This is a genomic window from Deefgea piscis (assembly GCF_013284055.1).
GTDB classification, from domain to species: Bacteria; Pseudomonadota; Gammaproteobacteria; order Burkholderiales; family Chitinibacteraceae; genus Deefgea; species Deefgea piscis.
In genome coordinates, this window is sequence record NZ_CP054143.1 from 919544 (window position 1) to 937087 (window position 17544).

The 17544-nt window shown below is 50.1% G+C and carries 17 protein-coding genes; 8 read left to right on the forward strand and 9 right to left on the reverse strand.

Annotated elements, in window-relative coordinates; translation table 11 throughout:
- Window positions 1–80: 80 nt before the first annotated feature.
- The 9 genes from HQN60_RS04415 to HQN60_RS04455 form a co-directional block, all read right to left on the reverse strand.
- Window positions 81–1724, reverse strand: a complete 1644-nt coding sequence (locus HQN60_RS04415) for a methyl-accepting chemotaxis protein (RefSeq protein ID WP_173532519.1) — start codon at window positions 1722–1724, stop codon at window positions 81–83.
- A gap of 85 nt (window positions 1725–1809) precedes the next feature.
- Window positions 1810–2112, reverse strand: coding sequence for a hypothetical protein (locus HQN60_RS04420; protein ID WP_173532520.1), 303 nt, complete (start codon window positions 2110–2112; stop codon window positions 1810–1812).
- A 236-nt stretch (window positions 2113–2348) separates the two neighbouring features.
- Window positions 2349–2936, reverse strand: a complete 588-nt coding sequence (locus HQN60_RS04425) for a hypothetical protein (RefSeq protein WP_173532521.1) — start codon at window positions 2934–2936, stop codon at window positions 2349–2351.
- Entirely contained in the window at window positions 2933–4444 is a 1512-nt protein-coding gene (locus HQN60_RS04430; protein WP_173532522.1) for a hypothetical protein, read from the reverse strand. The genes HQN60_RS04425 and HQN60_RS04430 overlap by 4 nt, the downstream gene beginning before the upstream one ends.
- Window positions 4441–5640, reverse strand: a complete 1200-nt coding sequence (locus HQN60_RS04435) for a type II secretion system F family protein (protein ID WP_173532523.1) — start codon at window positions 5638–5640, stop codon at window positions 4441–4443. The genes HQN60_RS04430 and HQN60_RS04435 overlap by 4 nt, the downstream gene beginning before the upstream one ends.
- Window positions 5640–7337 carry a GspE/PulE family protein gene (locus tag HQN60_RS04440; protein WP_173532524.1) on the reverse strand — a complete coding sequence of 566 codons (1698 nt, stop codon included), beginning with the start codon at window positions 7335–7337 and terminating at the stop codon, window positions 5640–5642. The genes HQN60_RS04435 and HQN60_RS04440 overlap by 1 nt, the downstream gene beginning before the upstream one ends.
- A complete protein-coding gene (locus HQN60_RS04445) occupies window positions 7321–8427 on the reverse strand; it encodes a tetratricopeptide repeat protein (protein WP_173532525.1) in 1107 nt (368 codons plus the stop codon). The genes HQN60_RS04440 and HQN60_RS04445 overlap by 17 nt, the downstream gene beginning before the upstream one ends.
- A complete protein-coding gene (locus HQN60_RS04450) occupies window positions 8424–10229 on the reverse strand; it encodes a pilus (MSHA type) biogenesis protein MshL (RefSeq protein ID WP_173532526.1) in 1806 nt (601 codons plus the stop codon). The genes HQN60_RS04445 and HQN60_RS04450 overlap by 4 nt, the downstream gene beginning before the upstream one ends.
- Before the next feature lie 80 nt (window positions 10230–10309).
- Complete coding sequence (locus HQN60_RS04455; RefSeq protein WP_173532527.1) at window positions 10310–11656, reverse strand: ExeA family protein; 1347 nt, start codon at window positions 11654–11656, stop codon at window positions 10310–10312.
- Between the two features lie 352 nt (window positions 11657–12008).
- Here HQN60_RS04455 and HQN60_RS04460 point away from each other — a divergent pair, with 352 nt between their 5' ends.
- From HQN60_RS04460 to HQN60_RS04495, 8 genes are read left to right on the forward strand one after another with little or no spacing between them, the layout of a single operon-like run.
- Window positions 12009–12803, forward strand: coding sequence for an ABC transporter ATP-binding protein (locus tag HQN60_RS04460; protein WP_173532528.1), 795 nt, complete (start codon window positions 12009–12011; stop codon window positions 12801–12803).
- Window positions 12804–12827: 24 nt separating this feature from the next.
- Complete coding sequence (gene mlaE / locus HQN60_RS04465; protein WP_173532529.1) at window positions 12828–13613, forward strand: lipid asymmetry maintenance ABC transporter permease subunit MlaE; 786 nt, start codon at window positions 12828–12830, stop codon at window positions 13611–13613.
- A 2-nt stretch (window positions 13614–13615) separates the two neighbouring features.
- Window positions 13616–14089, forward strand: a complete 474-nt coding sequence (gene mlaD / locus HQN60_RS04470; RefSeq protein WP_217390239.1) for an outer membrane lipid asymmetry maintenance protein MlaD — start codon at window positions 13616–13618, stop codon at window positions 14087–14089.
- Between the two features lie 2 nt (window positions 14090–14091).
- Entirely contained in the window at window positions 14092–14700 is a 609-nt protein-coding gene (locus HQN60_RS04475; RefSeq protein ID WP_173532531.1) for an MlaC/ttg2D family ABC transporter substrate-binding protein, read from the forward strand.
- On the forward strand, window positions 14697–14987 hold the full coding sequence (locus HQN60_RS04480; RefSeq protein ID WP_173532532.1) for an STAS domain-containing protein: 291 nt from the start codon (window positions 14697–14699) through the stop codon (window positions 14985–14987). The genes HQN60_RS04475 and HQN60_RS04480 overlap by 4 nt, the downstream gene beginning before the upstream one ends.
- Before the next feature lie 47 nt (window positions 14988–15034).
- Window positions 15035–15802: an MlaA family lipoprotein gene (locus HQN60_RS04485; RefSeq protein ID WP_173532533.1), complete on the forward strand. Its 768-nt coding sequence runs from the start codon at window positions 15035–15037 to the stop codon at window positions 15800–15802.
- A complete protein-coding gene (locus HQN60_RS04490) occupies window positions 15799–16692 on the forward strand; it encodes an ABC transporter ATP-binding protein (protein WP_173532534.1) in 894 nt (297 codons plus the stop codon). Before HQN60_RS04485 ends, HQN60_RS04490 begins: the two co-directional genes overlap by 4 nt.
- Before the next feature lie 44 nt (window positions 16693–16736).
- Window positions 16737–17492 carry an ABC transporter permease gene (locus HQN60_RS04495; protein WP_173532535.1) on the forward strand — a complete coding sequence of 252 codons (756 nt, stop codon included), beginning with the start codon at window positions 16737–16739 and terminating at the stop codon, window positions 17490–17492.
- The last annotated feature ends 52 nt before the right edge of the window (window positions 17493–17544 follow it).

The following is a 17544-nucleotide window of genomic DNA, read 5'->3' on the forward strand; positions in this document are numbered from 1 at the left end:
ATGCCCGCATTTTACGCTAGCCATAAAAAAACGCTGTAACACCATGTTTACAGCGTTTTTTTAACCACGCAGACGAAAAGCTAAAACAAAGTCATATCATCATCACTACCACTACTGACTTTGAAATACGCCGAATCGCCGCGCAAAGCTTCAGCCACTTGTTTGATATTCACGCTGGTAATGGCCACCGATTGCGCTGCAGTGGAATGATCTTGACTCGAAACTGAGATTTTTTCGACTGAATCGGCAATATCGTCGGTATTGCGGCTAATTTCTTCTAGTGCATCATGAATTTGCGCCATATCTTTACTCGCGGTAATCGAGGCGCTGAGCACTTGCTGCATTTCCGCTTGCGCCACGCCAATCAAACTCACGCCCGAGCCAACACGATCGACACTTTGCTTGATGGTTTTCATAATTTCATCGGTCATGGTACCGATGCCAGCAATCATCTCGCCAATCGAGCGCGCCGAGCCAGTGGTACGATCGGCCAGTTTGCGCACTTCATCGGCCACTACCGCAAAACCGCGCCCAGCTTCACCGGCACGCGCCGCCTCAATGGCGGCATTTAACGCCAATAAATTAGTTTGATCGGCCACTTCGCGAATCGTGGTGACAATTAAATTAATTTCGCTCATTTGCACATGCAACTGGCCAATATGCTGCGCCGACATCGTGACGCTTTGCTCGACGCTTAATACCTCATGCGTCACCTCTTGCAATACTCGCGTGGTTTTCATTGCCGCCTCGCCGGTGGCCGAGACTTGGCCAAACGCCCCTGTGGCTTGCTTGGCCATACTCGCCATCGTGCTAGCGAGCTGATCGACATTCTCGGAAATCTGCTTCGCATTTTGACTTTGCGCTTCACTTGAGAGCGATAAATGCTGCGCTTGGTCGGTTAATTGCTCGGCACTGCCCAATAACATGGCGGTCTGTCCGTTCAAGCTAGAAATCACATCCGTCCAACGTCCGCGCATTCGCGATAGCGTGGCCAGTAAGCTGGTTTGATCACCCTCTTTCACCGGCACGATATAAGTTAAATCGCCTTGCTCTAAATAATGTGCCGCCTCATTACCGACTGAAGGCTCTCCACCCAATATTTTCATAATAAAGCGGTAAACAAAGAGGCCACCGAGACTAACCACAAACACCAATACCAAACTCATGCTTAAGCCGAGCCAGAAAATCGCCTCAATCTTGTGATCAATCGCTTGCACCGTTTGCGATTGCAAAGCATCCACCGCGAGCTGCAATTGATCAATCTGCGCTTGCAACGCATCCGACTGCGCATCAAAGCCGGTTTTTGGCGCTTTCATTAGCACATTACCGGCCTCACGGCTTTGAGCGTAAGTGGCGACCATTTGCAGCCCAGTCGCCCACAGTTGCCGCGCATTGGCTTGCAACAAATCAGCCGAAGCTTGCATCTGGGGTGCCAACTGACTGATTGCCGCGATATTTTTTTCGGCACTGGCGAGTGATTTTTTCGCATCAGCAATGCCGTCACTCTCTTGGGTTACCGCCGAGTCAGTAATGTACTGCTGAATTTGCACCACATCATGCTTCACTTGCACCAAATACGTCACTAAGGGGTCGATCTGAGTGTGTTCATACTGGCGTAGCGACTGGAGCTGATTCAAAAAAACAAACAGCAGCACAAATTGTAATAAGGCAACACTAATCACAATTGCGATAAACGCGATCAATAAAGGCTTAATGTTTTTCATCGATCTTCCCATTCAACAACACATCAAAACGATGCTTTTCTTATTCAAGCACTAGCTAGCTGAAATACATATGAAATTTTAATAATTATTTTCTGACATCAACCACAGAGCCAGGCTTAGCACCCGCTGGCACAGATGCAATCTGACCATCCAACCACTGCACTTTACCGCGCGGGCCAATTAATTCACCGTTAAAACGCCGTAGCTGCGAAGCCGCTGGCATGGAGGCAACCGGTGCGCTCGATTGCAATTGCTGCCGTTGCTGCGGGGTATAAAATAATCGCCCCCACTCGGCCGACACCGGCATGGCCCAACAGAGCAGTAGCAATACGCTGTATTTGGCTTTGTTCAGATTATGTGTTGATGATTTTAAGTGCCTGCGGCACATTGTTTTACAGTCGCAGTCCGCGACGGGGACCCCATTTTCTTTGACTCGCCAAAGAAAATGGGGGAAAAGAAAGGCGACCCGAGCGCGCCCAGCTCCGCTGTGCCCTCGATTGTCGTTAGCCAAACGATAAAACCGTTTGTCTCCCTCCGCACTCGGTGCGCTTGGACGGGGTTTAAAGCCCCAGCTCGACGAGCTCAGCACAGCATCTACAAAAAATCTCAACATTGCCCTGTATTTCATCTTGGCTCCGTTACCAGCGCTTGAATCGTTAGCCATAGGTAATCACAGTTCAACGCAATGCCACTGGGCTGGGCCAAGCTCATTTCGCAGCGCGCTGGCGCAGTAAAGCCCGGCTGCTGCTTAAGCCAGAGCGTAAAATTCGACAGTGCGTCTTCGTCGCGCAAGCGCAGTTGGATATTTAGCGGGCTAGCAACGGTGTGTAAATTGGCCATCGGGCTTGCTGCAGGCCAAGGTTGCGGCGCCTGCAATTGATACTGCAATTGCTGCTGAGGGTTTTGTTGTCGATAGAGCGCCAGCGCTTGCAAATACTCAACGCGATGCTCGGCGCCAAGCATCAATTGGGCGTTTAGGCGCTTAAATTGCGCTTGATGCTGCTGAATATTTTGCCACGCCTGCTGGCGCTGATTCACTTGCTGGCGCAGCTGAGCTAAAGTCTGCTGCAAGCGATCTTGCTCGTATTGGCTCCAAGACCAATATCGATGAGCACCCCATAGCAATACCCCTGCTACAAGCAGCGCAGCAGTCAGCCAGCATAAAGCCAGTTGCAGCGATTTTTCCAATGGCCAACTGAACGCGCGATTCATGGCGCCACCTGCGGCGAGCTGGCTAATGTCAGTTGCAATACAAAATCCATCGGCTGCGCCGCTGCTGATTCATGGCTATTGGCACTGGTGCGCGCTTCAGTTGGGCTAGGCAGCAGTGTCACTTTGGCATTGGGCCAGCGCTGCAATTGAGCGGCCAATTGCTTCATTTGCTGCCACGCTTGTTGCTCTGTTGCTTCAGCGCTGGCGCGCAAAATGACTTGGATTTGCTGCGCTCGTAGCGGCAAATTTGGGTCGGTGCTCGCCAGCAAGCCCGCCGTTCCCGTTTGCCACTGAAAATGAAGCAATTGCAGCTGCGTAAACGGCGCCAACACCTGACTAAAACGCTGTGCGGTCTCTTCTGCACTGGGCCAATTGGCCATATCTCGCTGATACAACTGCACCACCGCTTGCATTTGCACTGGATCAATGTCGCTGGCCATCTGTTGCAGGCTGGCTAATTGCTGCGTTTCATGCTCAATTTGCTGCTGCAAACTCGGCCATTGCGTCTGCAATTTTTGACCATGCCACAGCGCCAAACTAAGCAGTATTGCCGCCAAAGCCACAAGCGAAAAAGCGCCTAGCTCAATACGTCTGGATAATTGTTTGGCGCGAGCAAAACGCAGCACTGCAGGCTGCGCATATTGATTGGGCAAATTAAGGCGAAATAATGCCGCCACCAAAACATCCAGCCAGCTTGAGCACTCGCTTGGCAACTGCAACTGGTGGCGTAAAAAAGCCAGATCCACTTGTAAATCGAGCTTTAATTCGTCGTCTGCGGCCGCCAAATCCGCGGCCACTTGTTGTAGCGATTGCGCAATATTGCTGTCAAATAGGGCCCATACCTGCAAGATTTCACCGCGCGCCATCACCCGCAGCGTCGTCAAATATTGCCGCGCACGCCGTACTTCTTGAATAATTTCTTCTGCTTGCGCCAATAAGTCCTGAGTTGAATCCAGACAACCTAAGCGAGAAAACTGCAAAGCGCCATTGGCAAAATAGCTTTGCCGCAGCGTCTCGGGGGTCGAGCGCGACATAATGAGTAAGTGCGGCCAATCTAGCGACAATTTTTGCAGTAAATTTTGCGTTAACAACGCCACCGAATACACACCCACAATCGCGCATTGTGCTGCCAGCAAAGTACTGATCAGCGCATTGAGCAGCGCTTCATTGAGTAAGGCGGAAAGTTGCAATTGATCTTGCGCGCCTAGCTGGCGATGCACTTGTCCTTGCCGATAAGGCACACCGCGATAGCGCTGTTCTAACTTACGCCCAATCAAGCGCTGCTGATCTTTACGCGCCAGATGAGGAATCATTTCTTGTTGAAAGTCTTCCTCAGCTAAATCGGTCAAAATATAAAATAAGCGCTGTTGCTGCTGCAGCGCGAACTGCGCCAAGTCAGCAAGGCCAGCAGCGTCGTGATTAAAATGCGCTAAGGGCCGCGCGCCTTGATTAGACCAGCACAAGGCGGCGATATGCGTTGGCGTTAGCAGTAAAACTAAGCGCTTCATCGAATTTGACTCAAGGTATCAAAAATCGGTAGCAACACCGCCGACATCACCCAAGCGAGCAACAAGCCGAGTATCACCGTTAACATCGGTTCGAGCAGCGTTTGTGCTTGTGCGACCGCCAATTTAATATCGCGCTGATAAAAATACGCCACATTGCCCAGCGCTTGATCCAATTGCCCAGTGGTTTCACCAATATGCAGCATGCGCAGCACCAGCGGCGGAAAAAAGCGCCGCTGAGTAAAGCTCGCACTCAAACCCTGCCCTTCATGCATTAATTGCGTAATCTGGCGTAATTCAGCGGCAATCACCCGATGCCCCACCACACCTTGGCAAATCTTTAGGCAATCTAAAATCGGAATCCCTGCGCGATACAGCAGTGCAAAACAGTTGGCAAAGCGCGCCAAAATAATTTTTTGTTGAATCGGCCCCACCAGCGGCAGCTGCAATTGCCATGCGGCGAGTCGATCAGCAAAGCGCTCATCATGCTGGCGCGCCCACGACAGCAGTGCATACGCCGCAGCAAGGCTAATTAAAATCAACCACCAAAAATGCTGTAAACCATCGGCTAGCGCCAATAACAGCTGGGTATGCCACGGTATGCTTTGTTGCATCGCCTGCAAAAATCCTAATAATTGCGGCACTAAGTACAGCAATAAAAACACCAGTACCGCCAACACCAAACAGGCGACAAAGGCCGGATACAGTAGGATTTTTTGGCTCTGCTCGCTTAACTCATCTTGCCACTGCAACGAGGTGGTCAGTCCTTGTAATACCGTTACTAATTGCCCGCTGACTTCGCCGGCATGAATCATTTGCACCATCACCGCGTCAAATACCAAGGGATGCGCCGCCAGCGCTTGCGACAACAAGCAACCGCCTTCAATATCATCAATCACCGTGGCCAGCACTTCACGAAATTGCGGCTGTTCGAGGTGATCGCGCAAATCGATTAAACCCGCGAGCAAAGGCAAACCGGCACGCAGCAATTGCTCTAAATGAAACGTAAACGTGATTAAATCGCGGCGACTGATTCGCACGCGGCGCCAACGGCGGCGCGGCTGAGTATGGCTTCTGGCATCAATCAGCGTTAAACCCAAGCGCGACAAACGCAACTCAATATCGGCCAAATTGGCCGCATCCATGCCGCCTTGTTGGATTTTGCCCTGCGCATCAGCGGCGCGATATTCAAACTGCATCACGGCATCCGCTCGCTTAAATCCACCACGCGAGCAATCTCGTCGAAGGTCGACACCCCCTCTTTGACGCGGCGGCAAGCGTCGTCAGCCAAGCTTTTAAAACCTTTACGCATCGCTAGTTCGCGGATTTCTTTAAAGCTGGCGCGGCGGGCGATCAATTCATCAAGGTCAAGATCCAGCTTTAAGATTTCACTCACCGTGCTGCGGCCTTGGTAACCTTGTTGCGCGCATTGTGCACAACCTACCGCACGATAGATTTGTACATCTTGGGTATCTAACTGCAATACGCTTCTTTCATATTCATCAGGGCTATACCCCTCACGGCAAGCCATGCAGAGGCGGCGAATTAAACGCTGCGCGATAATACCGATGATATTGCCCGACAGAATATCCGGCAGCACGCCAATATCGAGTAAGCGCGGCACCGCGCCCATTGCCGAATTACTGTGCAAAGTGGAATACACCAAATGCCCAGTCATCGCCGCTTGAAACGCCATTTCGGCGGTGGCATGATCGCGAATTTCACCAATCAAAATCACATCGGGGTCTTGGCGCAGCATCGAGCGAATGCCAGTCACAAAGTCCATTTTGGCGGCTTCGCTCACCGACGTTTGCCGTATCAATGGCAATGGATATTCAACCGGATCTTCCAGCGTCATGATATTGAGCGCGACTGAATTGATGTGATTTAAAATCGAATACAAGGTGGTGGTTTTGCCCGATCCCGTCGGCCCAGTGAGCAAAATCATCCCTGCGGGGCGGCGAATCATCTGCTGCAATAACGCTAAATTCGCCGCGCTTAAATCGAGCTCAGCCAAGCTCAACAATCCATTTTGGCGATCTAAAATCCGCAACACTAAGTTTTCGCCCCAACTGGTTGGCTGCGCCGACACGCGAAAATCCATCGCCCGTCCGGCCAAAGTCAGCGAAATTCGCCCGTCTTGCGCGGCACGCGTTTCGGCAATATTCATCTGTGCCAGCACTTTTAGCCGCACCACCATCGCTGGCCAATAGGTTTTATGCAGCGCGCGGATTTGCCGTAAAACGCCGTCAATTCGATAGCGGATGCGAACAAAAGACGATTCGGGCTCAAAATGAATATCCGACGCGCCGCAGCGCACGGCGTCGGCCAATAAGGCATCGATCAAACGCACCACCGGTTGCGAATATTCAAACTGCGAATGATTTAAGCTGCCGTAATCAATTTCACCGGTTTCGATTTCGCGCAAAATGCCGTCAATGGATAATTCAAAACCATAATATTGATCAATGGCGCGGATTAAATCGGATTCGGCGGCTAACACCACTTCGATCTCAAATTGCCCTTGCGTGTGTAACCGCAGCTGATCTATCTGTAATAAATGATTGGGATTGGCCATGGCGACCGTCAGCTTGGTTTGTGCTGGATTTAAACCAATCGGCAAAATCAATAAGCGCTTGGCCATCGCCTTGGGGAGTAAAGCAATCGCTAGCGCATCACAAATAACGCGGCTCAAATCGATACTGACTTGGCCTAGATTTTCCGACAGTGCTTCGCGTAACACGTGATCGGATAAAAACCCCAAATCCACCAAAATTTTGCCTAATAACAACCCTGATTGGCGCTGCTCAAGCAAGGCGATGCGCAATTGATCGTCAGAAATCAATCCTTTATCAATTAACTGCTCACCCAAGCGCCGTTTAGTGCTTTGCAGCATGTTGTCCCTCACTCGACAAGGGGGCTGCGCTTAAGGCCGCAATCCGTTGCTGCACCGCCGAACGATCAAACGTCCCGACGCCTTGTAAAGCTTGCCGATAATATTGCAGCGCCAAGGTGGGCTGCTGCAAATGATCTAAGCTCACCGCCAAATTAAACGCCGCCGTGGCGCTGGGGTTTTGGCTATAAACGATAAAAAACTGCGCCTGCGCTTGGCTCCAACGCTGCTCGCGGGCATAAAACTGCGCTAACACCTGTGGATCAGCTTGGCCGCTTTGCTCTAATTGCAAAATATCTTGCTCAGCCACCGCTTGTGGCAATGCCATCAACGCCTGTTTCACCGCGGCATCTTCAGGGTGCAGCTGCAAGAGTTGCTGATACAGACGTTGTGCGCGTGGTGTATCACCACGGATTTGTGCGATCGCTGCCAAACCCAAAACCGCATCGCGTTGCCGCGGGTTTTGCTGCATCGCTTGCTGGTAATACTGCTCGGCCTGCGTAAAATCACCTTGTTGGTAGGCTTGCCATGCTGGCAGTAAGGGGTCAACCGAGTTCGCTGGCTGCCGTTGAATCTGCGGTTTTATCTGCGTCACGCCCGCTAAATGCGGCGGCCCACTTGGCCGAACTGGCTGCGTGCTCACATTCAATTGTGATTGCGGCACTGAGCGCTTAGGGCTAGCCGAGGGCGCTGACGCTTGAACAAGCTGGGTATTGGCTTCTAGCGCTTTAGCTGAGGATGCTATATCAACATACCCATCAACTGGAGTGTTCAATTGCCAAGTGGTAGCGACCGATGCACTGGTGACCAATTGACCAGCGGCGGATTCAGTAGAGACCGCTTCACGGCCAAGCGCTGCGCTCGCCAGCATGGGTGGTGCTGATATTTGATACGGTAAAAATACGTAGGCTAGCCCCAAGCCAAGCACGATGCCGCCACCAACAATCAACCATGGCAAACTCGCCGCCAGAGCATGTTTAAACTGGCTGATATGTTTTTTGCCAGCCGAGCGATTGACGGTCGCAGCGACCTCATCGACGGCGCTTAAATCTGCGGGCACGCCCTCGGGGGATTTGAAGCTTGGCACATTCATTGCGCCGGCCCTATAGAAGGCATCAGCCCACTTTGAAACGCCGACAATTCTGGCGCTGATTTGGGATTAAAAAAATCTGCACTCGGCAAAATACTTGGGTCAACGCCTTGATCTTTAATCATGATCGGGCGCAAAAACACCACCAATTCGATCTTGCTGACTTTGTCGTCACGATAACTAAACGCATCGCCTATCCACGGCAAGCGCGATAAACCCGGCACGCCTTGGCGTAAATTGACTTGTTTGTCTTGAATTAAGCCACCCAACACCGCGATTTGGCCGCTGGCAATTTTGAGTGTGGAATCAAACTCGCGCACCTGTAATTCCGGCACCAAGCTTTTTAAGGCCATTTTGGTGGTCGACGCAATAATCGCCACCGCTGGATCTTCAACATAACCGCTGACATTGGTAATGGTCGGCCGTACATTCATTGAAATCGCGCCCGATTCAGAAATCTGCGGCGTCACCTGCATCACCAACCCCACCGGCACGGTATGCAGCACGCTCTCATACGCCGCTGGGGTAATGATGCCATTGGTGTCTGATGTGGCCGGCGTGACGGTGATGGTGAAATAAACCAGCTCTTCCACCACTTTCATCACCGCCGGTTGATTATTCAGCGCAGTAATTTTGGGGCTAGAGAGCACTCGGGTTTTGCCAAATTGCTCGAGTAATTTCACCGTGGCATTAAAGTTATTACTTTTGTAAGCCAATAAACTCACCGGCGCAGTCGCCAGATTATTCGCCAATACGCTTTGCCCAAAGCTCCAACCGGCGCCGGTGGCGATTTGCGCCCAATCAATACCCGCCTGATATTGATCACTGAGCACCACTTCAACAATCGTGGCTTCGATCAAGACTTGCCGCTGCGCAGAGGCTTGAATCTTGGCCAAATACTCGGCCACTTTTTGCTGCGATTTTTGCGTCGCCCGAATGCTAATGGTGCCGGTTTCAGGATGGATAACCACTAAATTGGCGACCGGTGCAACGGATGAGGCCGCCTGCACGGCTTGTTGTTGGATGGCGAGCGTTTCGGCTTGGATTTTGTCGATTTGCGCCAGCGTTTTTTCTAGCTTGGCGCTGTTTTCGATGGCCGTAGTTTGCGCCTGACCTGGCAGTAACGCTTGTTGTGCCGCGTATTGGCTAAGTTTGCTCGTTGCTGCGCTCGTTGGCACGGGCTCAGGTTTAATATCGAGGATTTCTTTTAGATTGTTTTCTAATCGCTGCCAAAATAGATTTTTCGACTCGCTATCAATCGCCGAAAACGAGGTACTACCGGTGCTATTGCTGGCATTACTTGGGTCTGAAACCGATTTAACTGAATTTAAAATATTTAAATTCGAGCGCATGGTGCGCTGCAAATTAAAATAATCGAGCTGGTAAATGCGCAGCGTTGGCGTATCCGGCACCACGGTGAGCACACCATTAACCATGCTCCAACGAATATCAGCTTGCCCGGCAATGCGATCGAGAATTTGTGGCAAGGTTTGATTAATCGCGTTCAGCGTAATATTGCCACTCACCGCAGGATGCACGTCGATATTGATGCGTGCGTCACGCGCCAAAGCAAACAATAAATCATGAACCCCAAGCTGACTAACGACGACGCTGTAAACTTCGAGTTGCTGGCGCACATTGGGTTTGGGCAAAATAGGAATAGATGGCACCAGCGGCGGAATCGCAGCGCTGGGCATCGAAGCAGTACTTTGACTGATGTGCCCAGTGGTTTGTAAACCGTTGGATGTTGAGCAAGCACTGCCAAATAACAAGAAACATCCGGCGATCAACCAAGCTCTTTGCATACTTTAAATTCTTTTTATTAACTTACCTCAAGCTAGCATAGCTTTTAAAAATTCAAAGTTTCAGCGACCTGCTCGTGCATCTAGTCGCGCAGCAACAACATTTCGCCGCGCAAAACACCGATGGTCTGAATTTTATGCTTGCGCTGTGGGTGCGTTTGTTCCAGCAACTGCGTTATTTCGCGGGCTTTTTTCTTATCCGGATAAAGCCCTGCCAACACCCCCCAGGCCAAGCTGCCATTGAGTAATGTGGGATACACCAGCACCCGACTTGGCCCTAGATGCACTTCTAAATCTCTGACCAGCTGCTCTAAGCGCAGCAACTGATTTTGTGGCACTTTAGATACCAAGATCGTCATGCTATTGGCGTCAGCGGCAATCAACTTTTTATTTGAATGCATCACTCGCTCATTGAGTAATAGTGGCGCAGCTGCCGCGCGTAATTTGCTGTCGGCATTTTCGCTGAGCGTTGAGAGTTTTTCTGAGCGCGGCCACAGTAAGGGCTCGTTAATTTGCACTGGATCGGGATAAAAATACCAAAATAGTAGCGACAAAACGCCGAGAACCATGATTGCCGCCAACCGCCAAAGATGGCTAAAACGCGGTGACGATGCCGCTTCATCTTGCAATACGCTTTGCACATGCTTAGCGTCCACACTCACAGCTTGATCGGTGTAGGCCGCCAGCAAGGCTTGATCTGCAATCAAATTAATCTGCCGACTGATCCCATGCGCTGCTTTGGCAATCAATTGCACCGCCGCAGCGCTAAACAAGGTTTCTCCTTGATAACCCGCAGCGGATAAGCGGCAAGCCAAATATTCGCTCACCTCATCGACCGTAAGTGAAGGCAAAACTAAGTTGTGACTGACTCGTTCACGCAGCGGACTTAACGCCGTATTGGCCCATTGCAGCTCTAACTCTGGGCGGGCAAACAGCACGATTTGCAATAATGGCTGCGATCTAACGGCTAAATCACTCAATAAGCGCAATAGCTCAAACGATTCAACCGGCATGGCATGCGCAGCATCCAGCAATAACACCACCCGCCGACCTGCAGCCTGCCGTTGTATGAGCTCCGCTTCAATTCGAGCATACACTTGATGGCAACTGGTCCCACTGAGTTGAATCTGTAATTGCGTCGCAATGGTGACTAAAAACTCATTCTCAAGTACCGCAAAATTCGGCATAAATATGGTATCAACGCGATTGGATAGCCGTGCCAATAGCATGCGGCACAATAGCGTTTTGCCCGCGCCAATTTCAGCGATCACTTGAATCAAGCCTTCACCCGCCTGAATACCGCTCAGTACGGTATCAAGTATTTCACCGCGCCCCGCCCCTAAGAAGAAAAAATCAGGATGCGAAGTCAGACGAAATGGTGGGCTATGTAAACCAAAATACGTTTGATACAAAATTAAACCCCATGACATAAGCCGTATGGCAGCAGCTTGAAAACAAGATTTCATCTGTCAAATAGCATAGCGTTTGTTTAAATAAATTGTAAGTAAATGTAAAGAAAGAATTTGCTCTGGCAACACTCATCGAGGTATCTCATGCCCCGCCTTAAAAACCATGAGCCAGCATGCAATACGTCAAATAGTCAGGTGTGAGAAAATATATACACGGTATAATCCGGCGTTATGATTGAAGAAGCTGCAAGCCTGTCATCAGCGCAATGACGGTGATGCGAATTGTTTTGCTGCAACGCAGCATCAATAATGACCTCTAGCCTGTATACTTAGAAAGCCCTAAAATTCGTTTTCAATCACTCAGCTTAAATCCATGAACCTGCTTGAATTTCAAAATGTCAGCTTTTCCTATGCTGAAAACCAGATATTGCGCGACGTATCGTTATCAATACGCCGTGGTCAACTGGTGGCAATCATGGGTGGCTCAGGCTCGGGTAAAACTACCTTGCTCAAATTGATTGGCGGCCAATTACAGGCCCAGCAAGGTGCTGTCTGGCTGGATGGGCAAAATGTTGGCCAACTCAACGAGCACGATCTGTATCAAATGCGGCGTAAATTGGGCATGTTGTTTCAATTTGGGGCGTTATTTACGGATTTATCGGTGTTTGATAACGTGGCTTTCCCGCTGCGCGAGCGCACTCAGCTACCTGAATCGATGATTAAAGATTTAGTGCTGATGAAGCTCGAAGCCGTTGGTTTACGCGGCGCGGCACAGCAAATGCCGCATGAATTATCTGGCGGCATGGCAAGACGCGTGGCTTTGGCGCGCGCCATTGCTTTAGACCCTGCGGTGATGCTGTATGACGAACCGTTTACTGGCTTAGATCCGATTTCTTTGGCAACGGTGGGTAAATTAATTCGTGAACTCAATGATGCCCTCGGTACGGCGTCGATTGTGGTCACGCATGATGTTGCCGAATCGTTGGCGATTGTCGATTACGTTTACTTCCTAGCCGATGGCTGCGTAGTGGCCGAAGGCACGCCAGCAGAAGTCAAAGCCTCAACGCACCCTTTCGTGCAGCAGTTTATTCATGCACGTCCCGATGGCCCATTGCCATTTCATAAGCCAGCAGTACCTTATGCTGAGCAACTGGGTTTGACATGTTGAATACCACCATCGCGGAGGCCACTTTTGTTGTTTAATTTTTTTAGCCGTCTTGGCGCACCATTCACCAATGCCTTGATTAAGCTGGGTTTTGCTTGCCGATTTTTAATCGCTATTTTGCGCCATTCAGGCAGTTGCCTGCTGCGCCCGCAATTGACGATGCGTGAGATTTGGTTTGCTGGCGTGTTATCGGTATTGATTATTTCAGTGTCGGGGCTGTTTGTGGGCATGGTGTTGGCGTTGCAAGGCTATGACACGCTGCAACGCTTTGGCGCTTCGAGCTCGCTCGGGATTTTAGTAGCGTTATCTTTAGTTCGCGAATTGGGCCCCGTGGTTGCTGCGCTCCTTTTTGCCAGCCGCGCTGGTAGTGCCATCACGGCTGAAATTGGTTTAATGAAAACCACCGAGCAATTGTCTGCCATGGAAATGATGGCGGTTAATCCAATCGCCCGCGTAGTTGCACCGCGTTTTTGGGGTGGGGTGATCTCCATGCCTTTACTGGCAGCGATCTTTAGCGCGATGGGGATTTTTGGCGGTTACTTGGTCGGCGTGCACTTATTGGGCTTGGACGACGGTAGTTTTTGGTCGCAAATGCAAGGCGCGGTTGATTTTCGCCTTGATGTGATGAATGGCATTATCAAAAGTGTGTTCTTTGGTTTTGCCGTGTCTTTAATCGCCGTTTTTGAAGGTTACGATGCACTGCCAACCGCAGAAGGGGTTTCGCGGGCGACGACACGCACGGTAGTCACGAGTTCTTTAGTTATTTTGGCGCTGGACTTTATTTTGACCGCGTTTATGTTCCGAGGGGTTTAATAGTGAAACGAGGCATGATTGATTTTTGGGTGGGTTTATTTGCCGCAGCTGGCATTGCCGCCCTATTGTTTTTAGCGTTGCAAGTGAGTAGCTCAAGCAGTTTGCCTGCCACATCGAGCTACGAATTAAGCGCTGATTTTGAAAACATCGGCGGCCTTAAACCTCGCGCGCCGATTAAAAGTGCTGGGGTGGTGGTTGGCCGCGTGAGCAATATTAGTTTTGATAATGAACGCTATGTCGCCAAGGTCGAAATGGCGATGGATAGCCGCTACCACTTTAGCAAAGACAGCTCTGCAGAGATTCTGACCTCGGGCTTATTGGGCGAACAATATATTGGCATCACGCCGGGCGCAGACGAGAAAAACCTCGTCAATGGTGATCGCTTTAAAGTCACCTCTTCTGCCATTGTGCTGGAGCAACTCATTAGTCGCTTTTTATTTAGTCAAGGCGACAAAGCCAACAACTCGGAGCAATAAACATGTACTCGCTTTTTAGTAAATTATTATTAATCATCACCTTTAGCTTTACCGCTGGCGCAAGTATTGCCAACAATGATACGCCAGAACAAATTGTGCGTAGCACCAGTAAAGACGTGCTCGATATCATTAAAAAAAATGATAAAGACACTAGCAAAATGCGCGACTTAGTCGATCAACGCCTGTCGCCATTGGCCGATTACAATCGAATGACTTCGCTGGCTGTAGGCCGTTACTGGAAAAGCGCAACGCCCGCGCAGCAAGATGCGCTTAGCAAAGAATTTCGCACCATGATGATTCGCACTTATCTATCGGCGCTGACTTTATACAAAAACGCGCAAATCAATGTGCGCGGTACGCGTGCAGGTAATGACGCTAGCGAACAAACCGTGCGCACCGAAGTGAGCTTACCGGGGCAAAAACCGATTCCGCTGGATTTTAGCTTTGAAAAAATCGGTAGCGAATGGAAGGTGTTTGATATCAGCGTTGAAGGCATTAGCTTTATCAATAATCATCGCAACCAATTTGGCGCCGTGATTCGCAAAGATGGCATTGATGGTTTGATTAAATCGCTGAGCGAAAAAAATAACAGCTCACGTCAAAGCAAATGAAGACCGAGATTCGTATTAGCGCAGAGCTCAGCTTTGCCAGTAGCCCTGCAGCACTCAATCTACTCGACGCCTCGTTATCGCAAGCCGAGCTCACGCTCGATTTTAGCGATTTAAAGCAAGTCGATTCGAGTGCTGTGGCCTTACTGCTCGAATGGCAGCGCCGTGCTAGTGCGGCGCAATGCACATTACGGCTGATTCATTTACCCGCAAATCTACTGCAACTGATTGCCGTTTATGGCTTAAGTCATTTTTTTTATAATGCCGGCGAAAGCGAATCAAGTTGCTAAAAATGCTCTCTATACTTCATCTATCTAATTTGCTTTTTGAGTCTGCCATGTTACGCCGCCTGATTGTGTTCCCCTTATTGCTGCTCGGCGCTTGTGCAACGCCGCAAAATAATTACGACCCACTCGAGCCAATCAACCGCCCCATTTATAAAATGAATAAAGCGGTTGACGATGCGGTATTGCGACCAGTCGCCAAGGGCTATGTACGCTTTGTGCCGCCGCCGCTACGTAAAGGCGTCGATAACTTTTTTGAAAACATCGATGATTTATTCAGCATTCCCGCCGCGCTATTGCAAGGCAAAGCCACCCCAGCATCCAAAAGCTTTGGTCGAGTTTTGGTGAATTCAACCGTGGGCGTGGGCGGCCTTATTGATTGGGCTAGTGATTTACCGATTGAAAAACAAAATGAAGACTTAGGCCAAACTCTCGGCTATTGGGGCCTACCAACAGGGCCTTATTTGATGGTGCCATTTTATGGCCCAACCACCTTACGCGATAGCGTAGAGCCTTTATCGCGCTTTATTTGGGGGCCAATTGATTACGTTGATGATTTAGCCGGGCAAATCACTTATTACAGCGTCTACATCGTCAATGCTCGGGCACAAATCTTACCGTTAGATAAAATCATCGACGAGCAAGTGGATCCCTACGCTTTTATCCGCGACAGCTATTTACAGCGCCGCTGGTTTAAAATTCACGATGGCAACCCACCGTTTCCTTTACCCATGGGCTCAGCAGACGACTTAGACGCTGATGGCCCAGAAGCAGCACCGATCGCCAGCGCCCCAAGCGCAGCTACTGCGGAAACCCCATGAGCGCAATTATTTTTGACCACGTAAGCAAACATTTTGGCGACTTTACTGCACTGAACGACATTTGTTTTCGCGTTGAAGAAGGCGATTTCTTTGCCCTACTTGGCCCCAATGGCGCCGGCAAAACGACGTTGATTTCTATTCTTGCGGGCCTGAGCAAAGCCAGCCAAGGGCGCACCACCGTCATGGGTTACGACGTCAGCAGCGATTACCGCCAAGCGCGGCGCGCCGTCGGCATCGTGCCGCAAGAATTGGTGTTTGATCCTTTTTTCACTGTGCGCGAAACCTTGCAATTTCAATCGGGTTATTTTGGTTTAAAAAATAACGGCGCTTGGATTGACGATATTCTGGAAAACCTCGGCCTAACGAGTAAAGCCGACGCCAATATGCGCGCCCTATCTGGGGGTATGAAGCGCCGCGTTATGGTAGCTCAAGCCTTGGTACATAAACCCCCGGTTATCGTACTTGATGAGCCGACCGCAGGGGTCGATGTCGAGTTACGGCAAACATTGTGGGCCTTTATTCGCAGCCTGAATCAAGCTGGCCATACCATTGTGCTCACCACGCACTACCTCGAAGAAGCGCAAACACTGTGTAATCGCATCGCCATGCTCAAGCAAGGCCGCCTACTGGCGCTAGAAAACAAAGAGCAAATCATGAGCCGGGGCGCCGCGCGCACCGCACTGATCAAGCTCACTGCGGGGCAATGGCCCGCGGCTTTGCAGTCGCTATTACTGCGCGAGCGTGACAATGGCTTTGAAATCAAACTGGCCGACTGCAATGCACTTGAGCATATTTTAATGACCTTGCGCCAAGCGGGCCTCACGCTCAAAGACATCGAAATTGCCCAAGCTGATTTAGAAGACATTTTCGTTCAAATGATGAGTGCTTAACCGCGCGCAACCGTCCCCTCACCGCTGGACCTTAGGCAACGACAATGACCGGTTTTTATACGCTGTTTTATAAAGAAATATTACGTTTTTGGAAGGTGGGCTTTCAAACTGTCGCCGCGCCGATTTTAACGGCATTGATGTATTTGTTGGTGTTTTCACAAGTATTAGCCGATCGCGTTCAGCCCTTAGCAGGCGTGAGCTATACCGCGTTTTTGATTCCTGGCTTGATGATGATGAGCATGCTGCAAAACGCGTTTGCCAATACCAGCTCGAGCATTATTCAATCCAAAATCACCGGCAGCATGGTGTTTGTTTTGCTGCCGCCGTTGTCGCACTTTGAGTTTTTCTCAGCCTATACCTTGGCCGCAATTGTGCGTGGACTGGTGGTCGGTCTAGGGGTATCGCTCACCGCACTAATATTTGATATGCCTAGCCTTAAATACCCCTTATGGATCTTAATTTTTGCGCTGCTAGGCTGCGGCATTATGGCGGTATTGGGCATGATTGCTGGGATTTGGGCCGAAAAATTTGATCAGCTCGCCGCCTTTCAAAACTTTTTGATTATGCCGCTGACGTTTTTATCTGGCGTGTTTTACTCGATTCATAGTTTGCCGTCATTTTGGCAAAAGGTATCGCACTTTAATCCAGTTTTTTATATGATTGACGGCTTTCGCTACGGTTTTTTTGGTCAAAGTGATGTCAATCCATGGCTTTCTTTGTCCGTAGTCGGATTTAGTTTACTTATTCTCGCCGCAATGGCCTTCTCCTTGATAAAATCGGGATACAAAATTCGCCGCTAACTTTTTACTCCAGCGATAATTTCATCGCCTAGAGTCGATTTGACCCCCTAAA